The organism is Streptomyces aurantiacus, from assembly GCF_027107535.1.
In the GTDB taxonomy this organism is placed as follows: domain Bacteria; phylum Actinomycetota; class Actinomycetes; order Streptomycetales; family Streptomycetaceae; genus Streptomyces.
Genome location: NZ_CP114283.1, coordinates 4806347 through 4823289 on the forward strand (window position 1 = coordinate 4806347; position 16943 = coordinate 4823289).

Genomic DNA, 16943 nt, shown 5'->3' on the forward strand with positions numbered 1-16943 from the left:
CCCAACACCCGACACCCCCAAACCACACCCAGGGCTTCCGCTTTCGCCGCCCTGCACGATCCCGCCTCCCGCACCTACTACGACAAATGCCGGGCCCGAGGGAAGACCCACACGCAGGCGCTTCTCCGCCTGGCCCGACAACGGATCAACGTGCTGTTCGCGATGCTCCGCGACGGCACCTTCTACGAACCCCGAACCCCACGCCTCGCTTGACGAAAGACATAGAGGCACCCCCCGGCGGCAGGCTACGGCCCGGCCCTACCGACACCCGCCACACATCACCGGCTCTGACGGTGGACTCGCGCCCTCGGCTCCCCGCTTCGACCCACCGTCTGCGTCTATCGCCTCGGTCTGGTCCGGCGTGTGCAGCACGGAGGGGTCAGACATCAAACTACTGCCGCATCAGCGGCCGTCATGCAGTTCCTGATGCATCTGAGGCTGGTCGTCCTGTCCGTGCGTGAGGGCGTAGTTCTCGATCTCATTGAACGCCTTGGAAGCCACACCGATGACGTCCTTGTACGGGTTGACGCCGACGGTCTTCTTCGCCGCGCCGCCGAACAGGCCACCGGCTGTGTTGCTGACGACGCCGTGGCCGGCGGCCAGGGGCTGACCTGCGAGGTCAAGGGGGCTGCGGGGCAGGCCGGCCATGTCGGCGTACTTGTCGGTGAGCGCCACCCGCGTCAGAGCGAGGTAGGCGTCACTGACACCGGGCTTGAGCAGGTCGCGGTAGAACTTGACGGCCTGGGCGGTCATGAACACACCGTCGTCGGTCTTCTTCCACTCCTTGTCCCGCTCCTGGTTCCACAGGCTTTCCACCTCGTCGGAGTTCTTGGGCAGCAGCCACTTCTCCAGGGTGCCGAGATAGTGGTCGATGTAGTGCCAGGCGCAGATGAACCCATGGGCGTCGTCCGCGGAGACGTGCAGGCCTAGCCTTTTCATCCCCTGCAGGATCTGGGTGCTGAAGATGCAGGCGGCGCCGGTGGTGTACTTCTGGGAGACCGGCTCGCCCCAGGTGGCGTAGTCCCACTCGCCACTCTTCTTGTGCAACTGCCGCACCGAGGCGTGCACCAGGCGGACCTTGGTGACGGTCGCGGCGAGCGTGCCGTCGCGCAGGGCACCGGACTTGCCCATACCGAGGAACAGGCGGGAGGACTGCGACAGCCGGCGGCCCGGTCCGTTCGCTCCGCCCAGGCGGCCCGTGGAGCGCAGGGTGTAGGCGCCGGTGGGCGAGAGGTAGGTGCCGATCAGCCCGACGGTGCCCTGAAGCATGGACGCCTCACCGTGGTGATGCCCGAAGAAACCCTCCGCCGCTGCGGTATCGGCCTCGCTCCAGTCCGGCGGCGGGGCCTGCGCCTCGTGCAGGAACTGCGCGAGACGCTCGGGCAGTTGGGAGAGGTCCTGGCCGGGGCCCAAGGTGCTGATGGTGCGGAACAGCTGGTTGACTCCGTCGACTTCCCCGTTGTCGATCAGGTCGGACACCAGCATGTCGGCCGCCGGGTCACCCACCTTGCTCGCAGCCTCCAGCTCGGCTGCCACGTTGGCGGTCGTCAATGCCATGAATAGGGCTCCTTCGTCATTCGGTCAGGTGAAGGGATCCGCCCACCACGTCCCAGCACAGAACAGCAGCAGGCCTGGCACCTGTATCCCCCTGAGGCGGAACTCACCGCCACCGGACAGGTCAAGATCACCACCACAGATCCTCCCCGAGCCGACCGCACCCCGCGATGCCCCTTTCGTGTTCCTCAGGGGCGTATCCGCGCATACGGGAGCGCACAGGGATCCGTCATATGCGCCCGACTCACCCGCCTGGCAAGCATCAAGCACGCAAGGAACCGCGCCAAGAACTGAAGTTCGCCCTGGAAGGTGAGATCACTGATCACCTCGGCTATGAGAAGCACGACTCAGCCGGCCGGGGCAGTGGCAACTCCCGCAACGGGGCCGGGCCAAGACCGTGCTGACCGACGTCGGGCCGGTCGAGATCAAGGTCCCGCGTGACGCGTCGGCACGTTCGAGCCGCAGATCATCAAGAAGCGGCAGCGCCGGCTGACCGGGGTCGACGAGATGGTTCTGTCGTTGTCCGCGAAGGAGCTTACGCACGGCGAGATCGCCGCCCACCTGGCCGAGGTCTTTGAGGCCGAGGTGTCCAAACAGACCGTCAAGGAAATCGCGCGTTGATCGGCAAGAGCTTTCAGACCGTCTACCGCGAAATCAAGCGCAACGCGAAGCCGGACGGCCGCTACCACCCCTGGTGGGCCCACAACCAGGCCCTGCTGCGGCGCCACCGCCCCAAGAAAGAGAAGATCCGGGCAGGTGAGCCGCTGCGGACACTGGTGCGCGAGAAGCTCACGGAAAAGTGGTCGCCACAGCAGATCGCCCGCTACCTCGCCCGCGAACATGCTCACGACACGGCGATGCGGGCCTGCCCGGAGACGATCTACCGCGCCCTGTTCGCCGGCCTCCTCGGCCGCCGCGACGCCAACTCCGCACCGGCCGCACTCGCCGCAAAAGGCAGCGGCGGGGCGTCCCCGCAGTCAACAAGATCAAAAACATGACGCTCATCCACGAGCGTCCCTCTGAAGTCAACGACAGAGCGCTGCCCGGGCATTGGGAGGGAGATCTCATCATCGGACGCGGCCAGGGCTCCGCGGTCGGCACCCTCGTCGAGCGCACGACCGTCACCCAAGCACGGCAACGCACGGGACTGTCAAACGAGTGGCTGTGCCACTCACACGGCACGTTCCATGCAGACCAGTTGATCCCGGTCGTCCCATGACTCGGTGATGGTGAAGCCGAATCGTTCGTACAGAGCGATGGCCCCAGTCCGCCATTTCCACACCGACAGCCGCACGGTGTCTACGCCGCTTTCCGCAACATGCGCGAGCGCAGCATCGAGCAGGCCCGACGCAACGCCCCGGCCCCGGAATGCCGGGTCCGTCCAGAGCCTCTTGATCTCCAACCGCCCGTCGGCGGGGGCGGTCACCACCAGACAGCCCACCGCGACACTCCCGCTCAGAGCCACCAGCACGACATCGTCGACGAACGCGATCCGCGGGTCCGAGATTTCCGTCCGGTAGCGTTCTGGCAGCCCGTCCACATCAGCAACGACCTCACCCTTCTCGGCCTCCGTCCGCAGATGGTAGGCCGCCAGCAACGCGGCCAGCCCGTCCTCGACGGAAAGAGTCCGGCCTGGCCAGCGGACGATGGAGACCTCGCGTTGATCAGTCATAACGTCAGCATCACACGACACAAGCCAGGCTCAGCCTGAGCCACTCGTTTGACAGACCCGCACCTGGCAAACCTCCGCGACGCCGGACCGCCACCGAGGGCCCCCAGCGGCGGCGCCCTACCTTCAGGTCAGCAGGTTCGCGGACAGCAGTGATCAACGAATCCATAGGCCGCACCCTATGACTCCTGGTTGACCAGGATCATTGGGAATCCGCGCGGGATCCTCACCGAAGGCAGCTGAGTTTCGGCAAGTCAGCGCGCATTGCGTGACTGCTCTGCGGGTCTTCACTGCCGCAAGCCCCGAACCCCGTCCAGGTGGCGGTCGACCTGTACGAGATCGCACCACCACAGGCGCGAGAGGCGATCGGGCCGTCGGCAGGAGCAGCTCACTACAGGTCGTCCTCCGCCTCCAGGGCGGAGGGCTCCTGCCAGGTCAGGGTATCCAGCGGCCGCGCCATGAGCCGGGTCGGGCGGGGCGCAGGCCTCATCACGGCGGATGCCTCGTCACTGAAGAGGGCGGCGGGCTTGCCCGACGTGCGGGCGGGCACGGGCGTTGCCGTGCGTGAATCGTTCGTGCTGGTCATCTACTCCCCCTGGTTCCTCGCGGGCCGTGCCCGCTGAAGGCCGGCACACGACCGGCTACGAAAGCGTACCTAGACCCAATGCCGTGACTCTGTTGGTGATCTTGTTTCCGGGCACACCCCTCTACCGACAGTAGAGGAATGCGGTAGAGTCGGTATATGGCAGCAGACGAGACGAGCATCAAGGTGAGCGCGGCCGCGCGGGACCGGCTGGCGCGGTTGGCGGCCGAGCACGGCACGACCATCCGCAGCCTGGTCGAGGAGCTGGCGCAGGGCACGCCGACGCAGGCCGAATACGCCGAGCGTGCCGAGCTGGCCCGCGCCGAGCTGGCCTCCGCCCTCGGCAGTGCGCCGAGTCCGGAGGCGGAGGCGAAGGCCCGCGCGCTGCTGGAGCGTCTGGGCGGGGCGCAGCACGGCTCGCAGACGGCCGCGTAGTGGCGGCGATCGCGGTCGTTTTGGACCACACCACCGCTGCCGCTCTGTACGACCCGAAGGACCCGTTCAACGAAGCTGTCGCCGCGTTCTATGTCCAGGCCTCCGGCGGACTTGGCAGCCTGTACGCGCCGGTGCTGTCCCTGACGGCCGGTGACGCCGAGCGGCCCGGCCTGCTCAGTTACATCAAGGGGCTGCGGTTCATCCGGATCGAGGCGTTCGACACTGATGCCGCGGTCACCGCCACCGAACTGCTGCGCTTCGGGCACTCCTGGGCCGCCGTCCACGCCATCCACGCTTCCAGGCCCTCAGCCGCCCATCCGGCTGGGCGGTTTCTGCTCACGCTGACGCCCAAGGCGTACGCGGGCACCGGCGTCCAGGCTGTTCACCCCGGCCAGTAGCCCGGCGCTTGGATGCTCTTCCAGCCCGCCCGCGCCGTCACGGACCTGGCCCTTTGAGCACGCAAGGCCCGGCGCCCTTCAGCGGGAGGCGCACCGCTCGAGTGGAGCGGTTGCGTTCTCTTTTCTGATGTGCCCGGCCGTCGACCGAGGTGTTCTCCGGAGGAACCGTGCAGTTCACTGTCCTGCCTGTCCGCGGGCGGCCGGCCTCCCCCGTGCCGGGGCAGGCCTTCCTGGTTCGGGACAACTGAAATGACTACAGCTTCAAGACGACGTTCCACTGCTCTGTGTCGATCCACGCGGTGAAGTCAGGGAGATCGGCGCGGCCAAGATCGGCCGGTTCGGCATGACAGCACCGGCCAGGACCCCGCTGCCGGAAGACTCCGAAACCCTAGCTAGAGGGAGACTTCTTCTCGCTCGGGCTGAGGGACACCTACCAAGGAACGCCTGCGCGGCTGGGTCCCGAGCTGCAGCGCACCGCGAAACTGCCCAGGTAGCGGGCACACGCCGAGCCCGACGCCGCAGCTAAAGCCCGTGGCGGTGTGGCAGCGGGCCCGGCATCATCCCTGTGTGATTGTGATGCAACCCGTTCTGGAGATTTTCGCTGCCGACGACTTCGCGCTCTGGCCGGTTGGCGAGCACGAGTCGTACGGCTACCTCGTGCTGGACGGGGAGCTGACTCCGGCGGAGGTCGGCACGGCGGTTATGCGGATCGCCGACTGCAACAACTTCGAGCCGGAGGACGAACACGGGCCCTGCCCGACCGACCCGCTCGGCACGTTCCTGCACGGGCTGCTCACCATGCCCGACCTGTTCGCCGCCGGCGGGTTCCAGGTGACCGACATAGCCACCGGCACCGTCTTCGTCGAGCCGGGCTGCTGCAACGGCCTGGAGACCTGGCGGGAGTGGCGGGAGATGCTAGACGGCACCGGCTGCTCCTACTTCGGCCACGATCCCTTCTCGGTGGCCGAACGAGTCGGCGACACCGTCCGGCTGACTCTCGACGCCCACGCAACGGACGGCAGCCCGGGGATCGAGCTACCGGTGGACCAGGTGCGCACGCTCGTCACCGGTGCCCAACAGGACTTGCAGGACTTCCTCAGCCTCGCCGGAACCTGGGCCGAACACCACCTGCCGACACACGCCGCCGCCGTCACGGCCGCCTTGGCCCGGGCACTGGACCTAGAGCTCACAAAGTGACCGGCTTCCTGACCCACCGGGCGCGCGTGCACGACGCCCGGCTCCCCCTCCACCGGCAGCACAGCGCGCTGCGCACCTGCCTCACCGTTTTTGCTCCCTCCGGCCTGCGGGCGACATACCACCACCTCACGCTCAGCGCCGCGATCCCCCGACGGCTGGAGGCGGACCCGGACGCGCTGACGCGGGCGGTGGAGGAACTGCACGAAGCACGGGTGCTATGGCTCGTGCGGACAGAGGAGTACGCCGTGCAGCGTCGGGCGGAGAAGCAGGCCGGGCGGCGGGCCGTAACGAACCTTCGGCCGTGGTGGCTGCGGAGCTGGTGGGAGAGCACGGACCGTGCCTGGTTCGAAGACCGTTTCGCCACCCGTCGCTGCGACTGTCCGAGCACGTCCGGCGACAGAACGCGCTTCTGAACGGCGCAGATCTGCCCGGGTGCCCGGCTTGCGGGGACGAGGGACCGCTGGAGCCGGACTCGACCGGACACGGCTGGGTCGAGCTGCGCCGTGAGTGTGCATGGGCGCCGTCGCCCTGTCCGTGCGGGCAGCGGCACAGGCTCGCGCCGGAGCTCCCGTAGGGCTGGAAGGAGATATGGCAGCGGGTGCACATGAGCGATGACGGCATGCCTGACCCACACTGGACTGTGGGCTAGCAATTGGATGCGGCTCGGTGAACGCTCGGGAAGCCAAAGCCTGTACACCACGGCGAACCCCGCGCGCAGGACCACCACAGCCATCAGCTGACATACAGGTTTCGGCCCCTCAGGAGAGCGTTAAGTCCCTTCTCCCTCGGTTCATGATCGCTCATTCGTGGTGCTGATCGCCGTACAGGCCGGACTGCCCGGCGACCTCAAGCGCCTGGCGCGCTTCCTCGCCTCCTGGCGGGCGAGATCCGCCGTGAGCGAGGCCTCGCGCTCCTTCTGGGCCGCCTTGCGGGCCTGCGGTTCCTCGGACGTTGCCCAGCGCGCGATGACCTCGTGGCCGCCGAGCTCGGGCGCGTCGCTGATGACGGTGACTTGACGTGCGGGCTCTCGAGTTGCCGCCGGAGCGCGCCGTCCGCTGGCCGGTCCCGCCGGACGTCCCCGGTATGCCGACCGACCCGGCCCGCCTCGAACTGGCCATGCCCGAGGCGGCGGGACTTGCCGGGAGAGGGGACGGCTGACCGACCGGAACACCCCGTTGCTGTCCCCAACCACAGATCTGGTCGGGGCCGGCCGGAAGCCTTTCACGTCGGCTGCCCGCGCGGCGACACGGGCCTGAGGAGACGCAGAGTGAACAACCTGTGCACTCGTTGCACACGACACCCCAGGGGCCCGCTCCTCATACTGGTCAAGACTATTCCGCACGCCGCATCTCGACTCCCTGACCAAGGAGACGCCCATGCCCCTTGTCCTGAAGGCGGCGCGAAGAGCTACCGCCGTGGCACTCGCGCTCGGTTCCCTCATCTTCCTGTCGCCGACACCGGCCCAGGCCGCTACGTACGTGGAGTTGCGCAACGACGAGACCCTCAAGTGCCTGGCCATTCCCGGCTCCGACGACAGCAACGGCGTCGCGGCCGTCCAGTGGACGTGCAACGACAACGACGATCAGCGCTGGGAGCTGCGTAACAAGGGGGACGGCAAGGTCTGGCTCGTCAACAAGGCAACCGGCAAATGCCTCGCCGCCAGCAACGACAAGGGCGTCACGACCGTCCAGTACTCCTGCGAAGGTTTGAACTCCTCCGAATTCCTCTGGATCTACGACAGCATTGGCCGCCTGCGTCACCCGTACGGCGACTGGTGCCTCGCCGTTCCCCGCTCCGACACCGCCAGCGGCGTCAAGCCGATCCTGTGGACCTGCACCCTCAGCGAGGACCAGCAGTGGAGCTGATCCGGTCTCAGGCCGCAGCCGTGGCCCTCAACGCCGGCCACAGCTCCATCCGTACGTCCGGGTCGTCCAGGGAGCGGCCCAGGATCTCCTCGACGCAGCGCATGCGGTAGCGCAGGGTGCGGCGCTGCCCGTCCTCGGTCAGCCGTCTTGGCCCTGCGGTCCGACGAACTGCATGGAGAGGTGGGCCGGTTCGCTCAGCGGTTCAGGCAGACGCCAGCTTCCGGATGCGCGGGTGGTTCGCCAGGGCCCACCGCACGGTCTTCGGCGGGCGTCCGAGCAGGCTTTCCAACAGGTCGGTGGCTCCGCGGTAGCCACCGCCGCCCATCAGCCGGGTCAGGGTCTTCAGGTGCTCCGCGGTGTGCGGGAGCGCGGCCAGGGCGGTGTCCACGTAGGTCTCGTTCCAGGTTTCTACCTCTTCGGGAACGTACGTGACCTCGCGTCCCAGAACGGCCGCGTAGTCCTCCGCGAACTCGTGCATGTCCTTCAGCTCCGGGCCGTTGAGGTCGTAGGACTTCGAGATATGCGGCTCCGGGTCGGCCAGGATCTTCACGCACAGCTCCGCCACGTCGTAGCCCGCGATGGGCGCGAGCCGATGGTCACCGAAGGGCAGGCGCAGTTCACCCCTGCTCAGCGGCTCCAGCGCCAGCCAGGTCATCAGGGGGTTCTCGACGAACATGGCCGCCCGGATGTTGACGGTCGGGAGGCCGGACCAGTCCAGCACCTGCTCGGCGACCCAATGGGCGCGTTGCTGCGGCGACCAGTTGGCCACGAGTCCGCCGAGCCACGCACGCCGCTCTTCCTCCGGCGCGGTCATCTTGTCGAACGTCATGAACGACTGCTCGTACTCGGAAATGTTGACGAAGACCTCGATGTCGCCCTGGGCCCGTGCCGCGGCGGCCATCAGGCTGACGGCGTCGGTGTAGTACGGCGACAGGCTCATGCTGAAGTAGATGCGGCGGACGCCCTTCAGCGCGGCGCTCACTTCGGCGATGGTGAGCAGGTCACCGATGAAGACCTCGGCCCCGGCCTGACGGAGCGCATGCGCGCGTTCGTCGTCCTGGCGCACGAACGCGCGCACCGGGTGCCCTTGTTCGAGCAGCATGTCGACCATCGTCCGGCTCACACCGCCGACTTCGCCGGCGGCACCGGTGATCAGGATGGGGTTGCGATCGGGCATCAAGGTGTCCTCTGTCTTGTGGGGGGAGCCAGTTGTTGAGAAAGCCACGAGGCGGGTGCCGCGTGACGTCATCGGGACGCGGAGTCGTCGATGCGGTTGAGGGAAGTCGAGGAGTGCGGCGTTGACCTCGGCGGGACGCTCCTGCTGTGTCCAGTGCCCGCAACCCGGCAGCACCGCCGGGTCCTGCAGTTGAGGCGCGGCAGCGGTCAGCGGGTTGCCCGACCCGCCCTGGCCACGGAAATCTCGCTCAGCGAGGTGCCCCGGTCCGGGGGACGCAGCGCGGTGACCAGGTCGCGGGCTCCCACCACATACAGCGCAGGACCGTCGATCCCGAGACCCCGGAAGGGTGCGAGCAGTTCGTTGTAGCGTTCGATGTTCCGGCACCCGTCGAAGACTCCGGTGAACGCCCGCCCGTCGTGCAGGACGAAGTCCTGCACGTACGCCGGAATGTCGTCGTCCGTCGGCGACGCCGGGAGAGCGGGTGACTCCCGGCGTCGCCGCGCTGGTCGGGAGCGACGACCCGGTACCCGGCCGACCCCAGCGACCGGAACCGGTGACGCCAGGAGCACCAGTCTCTCCGGCCGGCCGTGCAGCAGGAGGACCAGCGGCCCTGCCCGTGTTCGGCGATGTGCAGCCGGAACCCGCTGGCACCGGCGAAGCGGTGGGTGGGCGAGCTGTCCACACGGGGCTCTCTGGACAACGCGGGTGGTGTCACTTCTTCAGCTGGGCGTACATGGCTTCCAGGTCGGAGGACAGCTGGGACTTGACCCAGCGGGTGGTGTCGTCGGCCAGCACCTCGTGTGCTCCGGCCTCGATGCCGTCGAGTGCGGCCACGGCGATGTCGCGGGGGTCGGCCTTGGGTGCGTCGAGACCCGAGGTCATTTCAGTGTCCACGTAGGCCATGTGGAGCCCGGTCACCGCGATGCCGCGAGGCTGAAGCTCCAGGCGCAGGGAGTTGGTCTGCGACCACAGGGCGGCCTTGGAGGCGCCGTAGGGCGTGCCGTCGGCAAGCCAGGACAGGACGGAGTGGGCGTTGAGGATGTGGCCCCCGCCGTTGCGCTCGATGACCGGCACGAAGGCCCGGGTGACCAGCAGCGGCCCGTAGAAGTTGGTCTCCAGATCCCGACGCACGTCCTCCATCGGGGAGTTGAGGTACGAAGCGCGGACGGAGGCGCCGGCGTTGTTGATCAGGATGGTGACGTCCTGGGCCTGCTCGGCTGCGGCCGCCACGGATGCCGGGTCGGTGGCCTCGAGCGCCAGCGGGACGGCATCGGGGTGAGTCACCGTGCGCGGGTCACGGGCCGTGGCGTAGACCTTGCCGGCCCCGCGCACGTAGAGCTCCTCGACCAGCATCTTGCCGATGCCACGGCTGCCTCCGGTGACGAAGACGCTGGCGCCCTTGATTGCTGTCATGACTGCCTCCACAAAGATGAAAACCGATCGGTTTCACCACCGTAAACCGATCGGTTTCGTGATGCAAGTCGGGTGGAGCGCGGATGCCCACGGCACGCGGGGTCGAGGTGGAGTCGGACAGAGTTCAGGCTTCAGGGGCTGGCTGGCTTCATGTCCATCTGCGAAGTCCGTACTCGACGGGCTCAGGCCGGTGAAAGCCGCGAGTCCGTCGGCAGTGATCGACGTGGCCTGGCTGGACCTCGGGCGGAGTTCAGCGGAGTGACGTGAGGAGTGGCGTGTCGCACGGCTCGGTGTCGCCGACGTGCTCGGCCGCGCACCCTTGCGAGTCTGGCCTGGGGTCGGTGACCAAGTACGGCGGGCGGGTCGGCGAGGCGCGCGACGACAGGGAACAGGCCCGACGGCCCCGACGGCCTTTGTCGCGACGCGACGTCGCGACGAGGGGCGGCCCAGTCCGCGGGAGCCGGCGCGCGGCGCCGTACAGACGGGTCACCCACCCTGCCTGAACTGGAGCCCACGCACCAGAGTCGTGGGATGATCCGGCCCCCGATCCGGCCCTCCCTGTGTCACCTGTCGCCGCCGCGGCACCGCGCCGGTCGCCTCGACGCCGCATGCAAAGGCGACCCGGTCGCTGGTGCGTTGGGAGGGAAACGGATGCGGCCGGTGGATGACGGTCAATCCCACGACTGTGGCGGCTCGACGGACATAGTGCTGAGGATCACCCTGTGCGAGATGGAGTCGCTCATGTCCGCCGCGTGCATCTCCGGTGCTTCTTATGGAACCGGAATCACCGGCAGGACGATGCGGGAGGGGCGGGCGGGGTCGTGGAAGACGCGCTGGCGGGCCACTCGGGCCGTGGTCGCGCTCTCCTCGGGTTCGCCAGTGTTGAGGTTGCGGTCCCAGCGGGGGAAGTTGCTGGAGGTGACCTGGACCCGTATCCGGTGACCCGCTTTGAAGGCGATACTGGTCGACCACAGGTCCACGACGTGCTCAGCCGCCTCGCCCGGTGTCGCCGCACGCACCCGCACGATGCCGTCGGCCACGTTGCGGGAGACGCCCGACTCGTCGACGTCGCACAGGCGTGCCACCCAGTCGGTCGAGGGTCCGTCCGTGGCGGCGAAGAGCACGGCCCGGACCCGGCCGGTCACCTCGACGTCCTCGGTGAGCGGTTCGGTGGTGAAGACCAGGACGTCCTCGCGCGCCTCCACAGCCGCCTGGTCGAGCGGCCCGGGACGGAACTCGTCGGCGTTCAGGAGCCCGCCACCCATGAGAATCGCGCCGCCGGTGGTCGGCACCGGGTCCAGGGGGTCGTAGGTGAACTCCTCGGCCTGCTCGGCGGCGGACGGCGGCTCCTGCGTCAGGCGTCCGTCCGCGCGCAGGTGGAAGTCCGTGTCCGCGGCCCGCGACAGGGGCCATTCCGTCTCCTCGCGCCACTGGTTGATACCCATGACGAACAGCAGCACCGTGCCCGTGTCCGGCTCCACAGCTCCACCGTCGCCGCCTTCGCCGCCTTCGCCGCCTTCGCCGCCTTCGCCGAGGGTGCGGTGGAACCAGTCGTACTGCATGTCGTGCACGCGTCCGCGCATGCCCATGTAGTCGGAGTGCGCGCCGAACCCGAAGTTGACGTCACCGACCACGTGCCGCCAGTTGGTGTGGGTCCACGGGCCCATGACCAGCGTGGCGGAATGGCCGGCGCGGCGCATCGCGGCGAAGTTGTCGAGCGTGCCCTGGCTGAAGACGTCGAACCAGCCGCCGACCTGGAAGGTGGGCAGCTCGACCTCGCCGTGCCGGCCCGCGACAGTGCATGACGCCGCCCACTCGGGCTCGCGCCGGGACCGCTCATAACCCAGCTCGGGCAGGTCGTGCCGGGCGAACGCGGGAAACCGCCCTGCGGGCAGCTCCCCGTAACCACCGCTCGCCAAGCCGTCGAAATCCTGCACGAGCCCGGTGATGCCGTTCACGAGCCCGTCGAGGTCGGTGGAGTGACGGCGCATCAGGGTGTCGGCCCCCTGCAGGAGCGACCAGGGCACGCTGAGGCCGAGCTCGATCGCACCGCCACGCGTCCACAGCCCGTCGTCCGGGTCGGACCAGGTGATCATCGGCGCGATGGCCTTCAGCTCCGGCGGCTTCGACAACGCCGCCATCCACTGCGTGTTGCCGAAGTAGCTGCCACCAATCATGCCGACGGAGCCGTTCGAGCCGGTCAGCGCGGCGGCCCACCGTACGGTGTCGTAGCCGTCGCTCTCCTCATACGTGAACGGCTCCCACTCACCCTTGGAGGCGAACCGGCCACGGGTGTCCTGCAGGACCACCAGGAAACCGTGCCTCGCCGCCGCCAGCGGATCGAGTACGACGCCCATCATCGGGGTCTGCTTGCCGTACGGCAGCCGGGCCAACAGCACCGGCCACGGCCCCGTACCGCCGGGCCGGTAGACATCCGCGCGCAGCACCGTGCCGTCACGCATCTCTGCCGGAACGTCGAACCCGATCTGTATCTCCGCCATGTGCCGCTCCGTTACGTCTTACGTCTGAACGTCTTTTGCCTGCGGGGTACTTGAGTGCGGGCGGGCGTCAGCCGGCCAACTGGTTCATCTTGCGGATCTGCTTGTCGAAGACCCTGGCGGGAGCGAAGCGGCGCAGTATGCGCGCACGTCCGGCCAGGGGCCCGGCGGTGTAGCGCTGCTTCGGTTTGGCGTCGGTCGCCGCCGCGACGATCGCCTTGGCGACGACGGCGGGGGCGTCACCGTCCCTGATCGCGTCCGCCATCACGCGGTCGATGGTGAGCCGCTGGTTCGCGTAGGCGTGCAGGGGGGTGTCGGGCTTCGCGCTGTTGGCCTCGAATCCGGTCCTGGTGTAGGCGGGTTCGACGATGAGCGCCCGGACGCCGTGGTCACGGACCTCGTGGTCCAGGGACTCGGTGTAGCCCTCGATCGCGTGCTTGGAGGCGGCGTAGGCGGCCATGTAGGGCTGGGGCAGGAACCCGAGAACGGACGAGATGTTGATGATGCGCCCGCGTCGCTGGGCGCGCATGTGCGGCAGGACCTCGTTCACCATGCGCATGACCCCGAAGACGTTGGTGTCGAAGACGCCCTGGGCTTGCTCGACGGAGGTTTCCTCGGCCGCACCCATCGAGCCGACGCCGGCGTTGTTGACCAGGACGTCGATCCGCCCGAACCGCTCGCTCGCCTCCTGGACCGCTGCGGAGACCGAGGCGCCACTGGCGACGTCGAGCCCGAGGAACGTCACGCCGTCGAGCGGGGAGACGCGTGAGGTGTCACGGCTTGTGCCGACTACGTTGAATCCGGCTGCGACCAGGGCGAGCGCGGTTTCCTTCCCGATGCCGGATGACGCTCCCGTCACGAGCGCCAGCGGCTGGTTCGTCGTCATCATGGATGCCTTACTCGTCAGAAACTGATCAGTTTCCATTCACCGTAAACTGATCGGTTTCCAAGCGCAAGCTCAAGCGTCGACCCGATGCGGGCCGCGCCACCGTCTGCGCGCTGAGGCGGATCGGGCTGCGCGGCGGCTGCGGCGTCTCGCCCAAGGTGGGTCGGGGCGCTGTTTATGACGTGCGACAGACAGGAGCCCGGCTCATGGCGGTCGGCCGCGACAAGGGCCCTGCGGACCGGAGCCCGGTCAGGCGCCCTGCCGGCAGACGCAAACCGACGGGCGCCTGCCACAACGACGGCATGGCCACATGGCCAGGCTCAATGCGCAGGCGAGGCGCGAAAGCGTCGTCCGCGCAGCGATCGCCGAGTTCGCGCTCAAGGGCTGCTACGGCACCTCCACCGAGGCGATCGCGCAACTCGTCGGCGTCACGCAGCCACACCTCTTCCGGTTCTTCCGGGGCAAAAAGGCGATCTTCGTCGCCGCCTTGGCGCGGAGCAGGGAAGACACCCGCATGGCCTTCGACCGGGCGGCCGAGGGGATGGAGGGCAGCGAGCAGGCTCTGGGCGCATTGGCGGGCATGTACGCGCGGCTGATCTCGGCGCGCCCCGAATCGCTCCTGATGCAGATGCAGGGATACGCCGTCGTCGCGGCCGCCGAGGCAGAGGGCGACGGCCGGACGGGCGAACGCGTCCGGGCCGGCTGGATGAGATCGCGGGAAGGCGTGCACCTGTCGCTGGGTGCCAATGTCCACGCGACCACGAGCTTCTTGCGGCATGCTCGGCAACACTCTTACGGCCATCGGGTTTCCCTCCGATTGCCGGGAAGCAGGGGCGTGAGGCCCTGGGCGCTACTCCGGCTGCGGAGTCGGGCATCAACCCGAAAGAGCACTTCGGTCGCCGACCCTGCTCGAAGACGGGGCGGATCAGCGCATGTCTGCCGCATCGAGCAGGGTGACCACCGTGGGCGCGATGAGCCCGGCCAGGTTGTCGGCCTGGATTCCCGCGCGGGCGCTGGCGCCGTCGAATACCAGGATGAGCTGCCGGGCCAGCAGGTCGGGATCGTTTGCTCCACCCTGTTCGGCCTCGGAACGGAAAAAGGACGTCAGGTTCGCTTTGATCTGGTGGGCCACCCGGCTCGCGGGGTGGGTCTGGTCCTTGAGCTCGATCTGCACAGCCAGGTACCGGCAGCCTTGGAAGTCGGGCGCAACCGCCTGCGACTCCACCCGCTCGAAGACGTACAGGATCCGCTCGCGGGGGGAACGGCCGTCATCCGTTGGGGGCAGGGCCCTCGCCACGAAGGCAGCGGCACGCTCCTTCAGGCTCGCCGCCAGCAGTTCGTCCTTGCTCTCGAACAGCTGGTACATGGAGCGCTTCGACACCCCCGCCGCCTTGCACAGAGCCTCGACGCCGATGCCGACGCCGTCGCGGTAGGTGAGCGTGGCCGCGGCCTCCAGCAGCCGCTCCCGGGGACTTTGCTTCACTTCGGTAGTCATACCGCGAGGTTAACTCGAATCGAACGAAATGGACACCGATCGGTTTCCACGGGGTGTCGGGGAGACGCTCGCCGTCCGCGGACGCCTGCAGGGCGCTCAGAGGCTCGGCGACGGCCTTGGGGGAAAGACCGCCGCCGAGCCCTGATGGTGCGCGCGCCTCTCGTCCCCACGGGGGCGACGCACACCGGGGCCACTCCGAGTAATGACCCCGTCCTGGGTGAGCCGCCTTCTACTACGCCGGGGCAGCGGTCTTCGCGGGCTCCGTCTCAGCGGGGATGCGATGCAACCCCTTGCGGTCGTACCAGCTGGTCACGCCGAAACCGAAGAGGGCGGCTGCCACAAGGCCGACGGCCATCATCACCCAGCCCCGGGCCAGGCCGGCGTCGGCCTGGGCATCGTAGTAGAGGATCGAGCGGATGCCGCCGACGATCTGCCGCAGCGGCTCGAACTCCGCCAGGAAGCGGTAGAAGCCGGGCAGCGCCTGAAGCGGCGTGGTGGCGTTGGCCGTCGGCACCGCCATCCCGATGAAGACCAGCGTGACCACCAGCATGCCGGGCGTGCCGAAGACAGCGAGGAGGGTGAGCGCGCCGATCCCGGAGACCGCGATGGCGCACACCGAGTACAGCCACAGCAGCGGCAGATGGGAGGCGTACATCCCCATGAGGCCGACCGCGCCCACCATGACCAGGCTCCCCATCAGCAGCGACAGCCCGGCCATGAGAGTGCTGCTGACGGCGAGGGTCTGCACCCGCGTCGCCCGGATCAGCGGGCGGTGCAGGCGCAGCGGGCCCATGTCGTTGTGGGTGTAGCCGAGGGCATGATCCACCTGGCCGCTGATGACGTTGGCGGAGAGCATGCCGCAGACCACCAGGACGAGCGCGTAGTAGAACGCGGTCAGGCCCAGGCCGCTGTGCGAGTCGAGGGGATGGCCATCCTGGACCGCGACGGCGGCCGGGTCGGCCAGGAGGATGCGTGCCGCGGCGGGCAGTTCCGCCTGCCTGGCCCCGCCCTGGGCGGTCAGTTCCTTGCCCACCTCGAGCGAGGCGCTTTCGGCCGCCTGCGTCGTCGCAGTCCGGGCCAGACCGGAGCCCACACTGCCGGCGGACTGGTTGGTCAGCACCGTCAGCGTCGGCCGGGCCTGGGCCCCGGTGGTCACGGCGCCGGTGAGTGCGGTGGTGGCGGAGGTGAAGTCGGCGGGGACGACGAGCGCGCCGTACAGCTTGCCCTTGCCGAGTTCCTCCTTCATCTCCTTCTCGTCCATCACCTTCCAGTCGATCTTGCCCTCGCTCGCGGTGGACTTCTTGATCGACTCTGTGATCCGAGCCCCCAGGTTGACCTGCTTGCCGCCGACAGCGGCCCCCTCGTCGGCGTTGACCAGGCCGACGGGCAGATTCTTCATGTGGCCGACGGGATCGATGTTGGCCCCGACATAGAACACGGTGAACAGCAGCGCGAGGACGCCCGTGATGACGCCGTTGGCGATCCACAGGGGTTTGGCACGCAGAACGCGGAACGGGTGAATCCCACTCATGACTTACTCCGGTTTCGGACGACACACTCATATCCGGAGAAGGGCGGACAGCTTCATTGCGGTCCGGCGACCCTCGGAACGTTCATTCCCGGCACACACGGCCGTCGACGTGGAACCGGACATCGAGCACTCCCGCCGGACTCCGACTGATGAAACCGGTCGGTTTCAGAGCCATCGTAAACCGATCAGTTTACAAATTCCAAGTCGAGGCGCGGTCCCATATCCCAGCAGCGCCAGGAAGC

The 16943-nt window shown here is 68.2% G+C and carries 17 protein-coding genes and 4 pseudogenes; 10 read left to right on the plus strand and 11 right to left on the minus strand.

The genetic code is table 11. The features are described 5' to 3' along the window. Positions 1-33 precede the first annotated feature (33 nt). Positions 34-213, plus strand: a pseudogene (locus O1Q96_RS23165) (IS110 family transposase); the annotation flags it as partial. Positions 214-402: 189 nt separating this feature from the next. Here the strand turns inward: O1Q96_RS23165 and O1Q96_RS23170 are convergent. Beyond that, positions 403-1557, minus strand: a complete 1155-nt coding sequence (locus O1Q96_RS23170; protein WP_269250025.1) for an oxygenase MpaB family protein — start codon at positions 1555-1557, stop codon at positions 403-405. A gap of 296 nt (positions 1558-1853) precedes the next feature. Between O1Q96_RS23170 and O1Q96_RS44740 the strand changes: the two are divergent. Further along, a pseudogene (locus O1Q96_RS44740) lies at positions 1854-2674 on the plus strand (IS30 family transposase); the annotation flags it as partial. 51 nt (positions 2675-2725) lie between these two features. Here O1Q96_RS44740 and O1Q96_RS23185 read toward each other — a convergent pair. Together O1Q96_RS23185 and O1Q96_RS23190 are read right to left on the minus strand one after the other, a co-directional pair. Next, on the minus strand, positions 2726-3226 hold the full coding sequence (locus O1Q96_RS23185) for a GNAT family N-acetyltransferase (RefSeq protein WP_269250027.1): 501 nt from the start codon (positions 3224-3226) through the stop codon (positions 2726-2728). 388 nt (positions 3227-3614) lie between these two features. After that, positions 3615-3809 carry a hypothetical protein gene (locus O1Q96_RS23190; protein WP_269250028.1) on the minus strand — a complete coding sequence of 65 codons (195 nt, stop codon included), beginning with the start codon at positions 3807-3809 and terminating at the stop codon, positions 3615-3617. 156 nt (positions 3810-3965) lie between these two features. Between O1Q96_RS23190 and O1Q96_RS23195 the strand changes: the two genes are divergently transcribed. From O1Q96_RS23195 to O1Q96_RS23225, 7 genes are all read left to right on the plus strand, one after another. After that, entirely contained in the window at positions 3966-4241 is a 276-nt protein-coding gene (locus tag O1Q96_RS23195; protein ID WP_269250029.1) for a hypothetical protein, read from the plus strand. Continuing rightward, complete coding sequence (locus O1Q96_RS23200) at positions 4241-4639, plus strand: PIN domain-containing protein (RefSeq protein ID WP_269250030.1); 399 nt, start codon at positions 4241-4243, stop codon at positions 4637-4639. Before O1Q96_RS23195 ends, O1Q96_RS23200 begins: the two co-directional genes overlap by 1 nt. A gap of 576 nt (positions 4640-5215) precedes the next feature. Next, on the plus strand, positions 5216-5836 hold the full coding sequence (locus O1Q96_RS23205) for a hypothetical protein (RefSeq protein WP_269253695.1): 621 nt from the start codon (positions 5216-5218) through the stop codon (positions 5834-5836). Continuing rightward, the gene (locus tag O1Q96_RS23210) at positions 5833-6249 is read left to right on the plus strand and encodes a hypothetical protein (RefSeq protein WP_269250031.1); all 417 of its coding nucleotides are present in this window, start codon (positions 5833-5835) and stop codon (positions 6247-6249) included. The genes O1Q96_RS23205 and O1Q96_RS23210 overlap by 4 nt, the downstream gene beginning before the upstream one ends. Before the next feature lie 393 nt (positions 6250-6642). Continuing rightward, positions 6643-6852, plus strand: coding sequence for a hypothetical protein (locus O1Q96_RS23215; RefSeq protein ID WP_269250032.1), 210 nt, complete (start codon positions 6643-6645; stop codon positions 6850-6852). 1 nt (position 6853) lies between these two features. After that, entirely contained in the window at positions 6854-6994 is a 141-nt protein-coding gene (locus tag O1Q96_RS23220; RefSeq protein ID WP_269253975.1) for a hypothetical protein, read from the plus strand. Positions 6995-7212: 218 nt separating this feature from the next. Next, on the plus strand, positions 7213-7701 hold the full coding sequence (locus O1Q96_RS23225) for an RICIN domain-containing protein (protein WP_269250033.1): 489 nt from the start codon (positions 7213-7215) through the stop codon (positions 7699-7701). 7 nt (positions 7702-7708) lie between these two features. Here O1Q96_RS23225 and O1Q96_RS23230 read toward each other — a convergent pair. From O1Q96_RS23230 to O1Q96_RS23255, 6 genes and pseudogenes are all read right to left on the minus strand, one after another. Further along, a pseudogene (locus O1Q96_RS23230) lies at positions 7709-7825 on the minus strand (helix-turn-helix domain-containing protein); the annotation flags it as partial. Positions 7826-7903: 78 nt separating this feature from the next. Next, complete coding sequence (locus O1Q96_RS23235) at positions 7904-8878, minus strand: NmrA family NAD(P)-binding protein (RefSeq protein WP_269250034.1); 975 nt, start codon at positions 8876-8878, stop codon at positions 7904-7906. A gap of 206 nt (positions 8879-9084) precedes the next feature. Beyond that, entirely contained in the window at positions 9085-9315 is a 231-nt protein-coding gene (locus O1Q96_RS23240) for a hypothetical protein (protein WP_269250035.1), read from the minus strand. A 274-nt stretch (positions 9316-9589) separates the two neighbouring features. Beyond that, complete coding sequence (locus O1Q96_RS23245; RefSeq protein WP_269250036.1) at positions 9590-10291, minus strand: SDR family oxidoreductase; 702 nt, start codon at positions 10289-10291, stop codon at positions 9590-9592. A gap of 770 nt (positions 10292-11061) precedes the next feature. Continuing rightward, on the minus strand, positions 11062-12792 hold the full coding sequence (locus O1Q96_RS23250) for a CocE/NonD family hydrolase (protein ID WP_269250037.1): 1731 nt from the start codon (positions 12790-12792) through the stop codon (positions 11062-11064). Between the two features lie 67 nt (positions 12793-12859). Continuing rightward, positions 12860-13675, minus strand: coding sequence for an oxidoreductase (locus tag O1Q96_RS23255; RefSeq protein ID WP_269253696.1), 816 nt, complete (start codon positions 13673-13675; stop codon positions 12860-12862). A gap of 310 nt (positions 13676-13985) precedes the next feature. Between O1Q96_RS23255 and O1Q96_RS44275 the strand changes: the two are divergent. Further along, a pseudogene (locus O1Q96_RS44275) lies at positions 13986-14102 on the plus strand (TetR family transcriptional regulator); the annotation flags it as partial. Between the two features lie 498 nt (positions 14103-14600). Here the strand turns inward: O1Q96_RS44275 and O1Q96_RS23265 are convergent. Next, positions 14601-15170, minus strand: coding sequence for a TetR/AcrR family transcriptional regulator (locus O1Q96_RS23265; protein ID WP_269250038.1), 570 nt, complete (start codon positions 15168-15170; stop codon positions 14601-14603). Between the two features lie 232 nt (positions 15171-15402). Beyond that, positions 15403-16701 carry an SNG1 family protein gene (locus O1Q96_RS23270; protein ID WP_269250039.1) on the minus strand — a complete coding sequence of 433 codons (1299 nt, stop codon included), beginning with the start codon at positions 16699-16701 and terminating at the stop codon, positions 15403-15405. Positions 16702-16943 lie beyond the last annotated feature (242 nt).